General features: G+C 69.4%; 2 protein-coding genes, 1 tRNA gene and 1 pseudogene. 1 reads left to right on the forward strand and 3 read right to left on the reverse strand.

Annotated features, from left to right (window positions below):
- From GX015_RS07540 to GX015_RS07550, 3 genes and pseudogenes are all read right to left on the reverse strand, one after another.
- Nucleotides 1–377 (reverse strand): annotated as a pseudogene (locus tag GX015_RS07540) (nucleoside triphosphate hydrolase); the annotation flags it as partial.
- On the reverse strand, nt 374–4,015 hold the full coding sequence (gene mfd / locus GX015_RS07545; protein WP_291344060.1) for a transcription-repair coupling factor: 3,642 nt from the start codon (nt 4,013–4,015) through the stop codon (nt 374–376). The gene mfd and the pseudogene GX015_RS07540, both read right to left, overlap by 4 nt.
- A gap of 75 nt (nt 4,016–4,090) precedes the next feature.
- Nucleotides 4,091–4,780, reverse strand: a complete 690-nt coding sequence (locus GX015_RS07550) for a TetR/AcrR family transcriptional regulator (RefSeq protein WP_291344062.1) — start codon at nt 4,778–4,780, stop codon at nt 4,091–4,093.
- A gap of 228 nt (nt 4,781–5,008) precedes the next feature.
- On the opposite strand from GX015_RS07550, the gene GX015_RS07555 reads away from it, so the two are divergent.
- A tRNA-Gln gene (locus GX015_RS07555) sits at nt 5,009–5,079 on the forward strand.
- The last annotated feature ends 688 nt before the right edge of the window (nt 5,080–5,767 follow it).

Consider the following 5,767-nt stretch of genomic DNA (forward strand, 5'->3'; position numbering starts at 1 on the left):
GCGGCGGGGGCGGGCTGGCCGGGCGCCGGGGCGTCGTCAAGCGGCTCGGCCATGTCCGGCGCTCCACCGGCCACGGACCGCGCCGGGGCCGGGGACTCGGCAACCGGCGCGGAAGCCGACCGAGGCGACGGCGCGTCGTCGAGGCCCACGCTGAACACCCGCTCGCCCGCGTCGATGCGGTCGAGGACGTCATCGTTGTCGACGTCCGTGGTGACCAGCACCTCCGCATCCGATACCGAATGCCCGCCGGCGTCGGCGATCGCCCACCGGACGCGGATCGGCACCTCTTCGGTGTAGGCCACCTCCCCCGTCAGCAGATTCGCCGCCTCGAGGGGAATTGCGGTGGGAAACCGCGGGTCCAACACGATGATGGTCATTTCCGGTCCTTTCCGCCGTTGGCGCCGCCGACGATGTCCATGACGGGGATTCCCGCCATCCCGGTCAGGAAATCGGCGACCCATTGCACCAGCGCGACGTCGCGCACCGGCTTGGCCCTCAGGCCCTTCCCTTCCTTCGGCACAGCCACGGAAACGGTCCGCGATGCGGCCCGATACGTCGATTGCGGATGCAGGCGCTTCAAACGCACCTGCTTCGAATCGGCGAGCTCCATGGGCCCGATCTTAATGTGAGAACCCGTCGCCTGAACTTCATGCACGCCGAACTCGCGGCAAATAATTCGCAATCGCGAAATCGCGGCCAGGCGCTGCACCTCGATCGGGGGCTCGCCATAACGGTCGACGAGTTCGTCCAAGACGACGTCGATGTCCTCCATGGCCTGCGCCGACGCGAATTTCCGGTACGCCTCCAGGCGCAGCCGCTCCGAATCGACGTACGTGGCGGGGATGTTGGCGTCGACGGGAAGATCGATGCGGATTTCCCTCGGCTCCTGCGCCGACGCGTCGGGCGTTTCGCCGTCGGCCACCGCCTTCATCGCCGCGACGGCCTCTCCGACCAATCTGACGTACATGTCGAAACCGACGCCCGAAATGTGGCCCGACTGTTCCGCGCCGAGCACATTTCCCGCCCCTCGCATTTCCAGGTCCTTCATCGCCACCGCCATTCCGGCGCCGAGATCATTGTTCTGCGCGATGGTGGCCAGGCGATCGTAGGAATTCTCCGTCAGCGTCTGATCCGCCGGATACAGGAAATAGGCGTAGGCGCGTTCGCGGGAACGGCCCACGCGGCCGCGCAACTGATGCAGCTGCGACAGGCCCATGTGATGCGCGTTCTCCACGATCAGCGTGTTCGCGTTGGCGATGTCCAGGCCCGTTTCCACGATCGTCGTGCACACGAGCACGTCGAATTCGCGGTCCCAGAAGCCCTGGACCGTGCGCTCGAGCATCTCCTCGCCCATTTGCCCGTGGGCGACGACGACGCGCGCCTCCGGCACTAGGTCGCGCACCTTCTGCGCCGCCTTGTCAATGGTCGCGACCTTGTTGTGCAGGTAGAACACCTGCCCGTCGCGCAGCAGCTCGCGGCGGATGGCCGCGGCGATCTGCTTGTCGGACTGCGCGCCCACGTAGGTCAGCACCGGGTGGCGGTCCTCCGGCGGGGTGAGGATCTGGCTCATCTCGCGGATGCCGGCCATCGACATCTCCAGCGTGCGCGGGATCGGCGTCGCGGACATGGTGAGCACGTCGACGTGGTTGCGCAGCGCCTTGATGTGCTCCTTGTGCTCGACGCCGAAGCGCTGCTCCTCGTCGACGATGACAAGGCCCAGCTGCTTCCACGACACGCCCGTCTGCAGCAGGCGGTGGGTGCCGATGACGATGTCGACCGTGCCCTCCGACAGGCCCTTGATGATCTCCTTCGACTCGCGCGTCGACGTGAAGCGGCTCAGGCCCCGGATGGTCACGGGGAAGCCCTCCATGCGCTCGGCGAAGGTGGCCAGGTGCTGCTGCGCCAGCAGAGTCGTGGGCACGAGCACGGCGACCTGCTTGCCGTCCTGCACCGCCTTGAACGCGGCGCGCAGGGCGACCTCGGTCTTGCCGTAGCCGACGTCGCCGATGAGCACGCGGTCCATCGGCGCGGGCTTCTCCATGTCCGCCTTGATCTCGGAGATCGCGGTGAGCTGGTCCTCGGTTTCGGCGAAGGGGAAGTTGTCCTCCATCTCCGTCTGCCACGGCGAGTCGGGGGCGAAGGCGTGGCCCGGCGCGGCCTGCCGCTCGGCGTAGAGCTTGACCAGTTCCTCGGCGATTTCGCGGACGGCGCCGCGGGCCTTGCGCTTGGTGGTCTTCCAGTCGGAGCCGCCCATCTTGGACAGGGCGGGCTTTTCGCCGCCGACGTAGCGGGTCAGCTGGTCGAGGCTCTCCATGGGCACGTAGAGCTGGTCGGGCGGCCCGCCGCGCTTGCCGGAGGCGTATTCGAGCACGACGTATTCGCGTCGTGCCTGGTCGTCGCCGGTGCCGATGGTGCGCTCGGTGAGCTTGACGAACCGGCCGATGCCGTGGGTGTCGTGCACGACGTAGTCGCCGGCCTCGAGCGCCAGCGGGTCGACGCGGTTGCGGCGCTTGGCCGGCTTGCGGCGCCCGCCGCCGATGTCGGTGACGCGGTTGCCGGTGACGTCGGCTTCGGCGATGACGGTCAGCGCGCCGCCGTCGGTGCGCGGGAACACCAGGCCACCGTGGCTGACGCCCTGGTAGACCGTGATCCGGCCGGGTTCGGGGTATTCGGGCCCCGTGGCGATGCGGCAGGCGATCCCCGCTTCGCGGAACTTCTCCGCTTGACGACGAACCCCCGCCGGCGTGCCCGCGATGTACGCGACGCGCTCGCCGCCCACCGTGGCCTCCCGCAGCCGGGACATCATGGCGCCGATGGCCTTGAGGTCGCCGCGCGGTTCGGGGCCGGGCTCGTACGTCAGGGGCAGGACGTCGTTCTCGGTGACCCCGCCGTCGAGCATGCCCGGCGGGGAAATCGACCACCACGGTGCGCGGCGGACGTCGTCGAGGTCACGGTAGGCGCTGGCCTCCAGCCCGTCCGACGGGATGGGGGCGCCGCCGCCCATCGCGGCGGTCTCCCACGCGGCGGCCATGAACTCGTCGCCGGTGGCGATGAGGTCCGCCGCCCGGGAGCGGATCCGCTCGGGACCGCACAGCAGGGTGTGGGCGCCGTCGGGAAGCAATTCCGTCAGCGGCACCAGCGGCCGGTCGGTGAGCAGCGGGATCAGCGCCTCCATCCCGTCGACCCACTGGCCCTCCGAGATGCGCACGAGCATCTCCTGCACGTCACCCGAACGCTCCTGCGCGAGCTCCCCGGCACGGGCGCGGACGGCGTCGTCGAGAAGCAGCGCCCGGCACGCATGGACCTCGACGGCCCCCATCGGGCCGGCGCCCTCCTCCTCGGCGATGGTGCGCTGGTCGCCGACCGAGAACAGGCGCAGCTCCGTGACCTCGTCGCCCCACAACTCCACGCGGACGGGATTCTCCGCCGTCGCGGGGAAAACGTCGACGATGCCGCCGCGCACCGCGAACTGCCCGCGCCGGCCGACCATGTCCACCCGCGAATAGCCGTGGCGTTCGAGCCGCTCCGGCAGGTCCGGCGCCTCCTCGTCGACGGCCAGGCGGATCGGCTCCGCGCCATCGTCGAGCACCGGCTGCACCAGCGACCGCACCGCCGCGACGACCACGCGGACCTTCCCCGCCTTCACGCCCGCCAGCACCGCCCGGCGCGTGGCCACCGTGTCGACCGCCGGCGACAGGCGCTCGTGCGGCAGCGTCTCCCACGACGGGAACATCGCCGCGCCCTCGCCCAGCATCGCCCGCAGCTCCGCGGTCAGATCCTCCGCCTCGCGCCCCGTCGCCGTGACCGCCAGCACCGGGGTCTTCGCCGCCAGCGCCGCGATGAGATGCGGGCGTACCCGGTCATTGCCGGTCAGGTGCAGTTCCGGGTCGCCGAGATGCTTCACGACGCCCCTCAGCTGCGGCTCCCCCGCCACCACCTGGGCGACGCCCGACAACGGGGCCACCATCGGCTGGTTCTTGGCGTTCCTCGATTTATTCACGGTCCTCGCGTTCATCTGCCGCTTCCGCGGTCGTCGTGCGCCGGCGCGGGCGCGGTTCGGTCATCGTTTCGGTGGGGTTCTGTGCCCGGTTCAGTGGGCGCGGCGGACCTTCTCCGCCGGATCCGCCTCCGGACCGGCGCCGAACACCGCGCCCTCCTCGGCGGCCGGGCCCTCGACGTCGCCGCGCAACACCGGGTGGGCCTCCATCCCCGCCAAACCGTTCCAGCAGAGGTTCACGATGTGCGCCGCCACCGTCTCACGGTCCAGCGCCGGACCATCCTCCGAGGACGTCCGCTCGTCGAGCCACCACTGCGCCGTCTGCGACACCATCCCCACCAGCGCCTGCGAATACAGCACCGCCGGCGCCTCATCGAGGCCCGCGCGCGTGAAGGCGGCACCCAAAATGTGGGACACCCGGCCGGTGGCGTTGCCCAGCAGCGTCGCCAAGCCGGTGTTCGATCCCGGATCGCGGGCCAAAATGGTGAACCCATCCGTGTGCTCCTCCACGTACGTCAACAGGCCGACGACCGCCCGCTCGATGCGCGCGCGCGAACGGCCCCGCGAAATGGAATCGGCGATGACGCTCTCCAGGCGCTCCATCTCCTCCGCCACCACCACGCGGTACAGGCCGTCCTTCGTGCCGAAATGCTCGTACACCACCGGCTTCGACACCCCCGCCCGGGACGCGATCTCCTCCATCGACGTGCCATCGAGGCCACGTTCCGCGAACGTCGCGCGGCCGATGTCGAGGAGTTGCCTGCGACGCTCCGGCCCGCTCATGCGCCGGCGGACGGCATTTCCCGGGATACCCATGCTCCCGAGCCTATCGCGACCTCGCCGGCGCGCCAGAGCGCGGGGCGGGGAGACGACATGGCACCGCGCACCTTTGGGGCGGCCCCGATGGCCGTGTTGCTAGTCTTCTACGCGGTGCATGCGCGCAATGATCGTGCCCGACCGGGCGGCCCCTTCGTCGCCCGAGCTCGGGCGCTTCAGCCGAGGCGGCGCCGGTCCCCCGTGGTGTAATGGCAACACTCCTGATTTTGGTTCAGGCATTTCAGGTTCGAGTCCTGGCGGGGGAGCTTTTCTTGTCCGGCCTCGAACCGGCAGCGCCACCCGGTCGCGCCCCGCAGTAGCGCCGACACCGCTCCTGCACTTGGCCGCACCACACGGGCGCGCTACCCGGTCGCGCCACACGCCCCGCAGAGGCGCCCAGGTCCGCCGCGGGCACTCCGGCACCCGCGAATGCGACTGAGAGGCACACGGCGCTTCTTTTTCGTTTGCACTGGTCACGGCCGCGCAGAACGTCGTCAAGCAAGCTCGAAGCGACCCCTTGGCGAACCTGAGAAGAACCAATTCAACAACGCCCCGTTTTGTCGCTCGCAGATGCTCGCGTACGGCGGCTTGTTGAAGATTTGGGCCCCCTTTTCTTCAACTACGACCCGTTCTCGCCCCTCGAACGGGACGCGTACGGCGCCGTATTGAATCGATGGGTCGACACCAATGGTTTTCCGCGTGTTTTGACGGTTTCCATGGAGGGCAGACGGGGACCACGCGGCGAAGAACGGTTCCGACGGACGAGGATGATGACTCTCACAGGCATGGAGGCGCGAACCCGCTGGGTGCAGGCACCGAGGGACGTAGGTGACGGCGGTGACGGCGGTGGCGGCGACGAGGGGCGGCGTCGATGCATGCAGATCGCCGACGGCGACCCCTCCCCTTGGCGGATCGAGTTAGGGAACACTTGGTCGAAAAGTGCGGATGAAGGCC

This window comes from Corynebacterium sp., assembly GCF_012837295.1.
In the GTDB taxonomy this organism is placed as follows: Bacteria; Actinomycetota; Actinomycetes; order Mycobacteriales; family Mycobacteriaceae; genus Corynebacterium.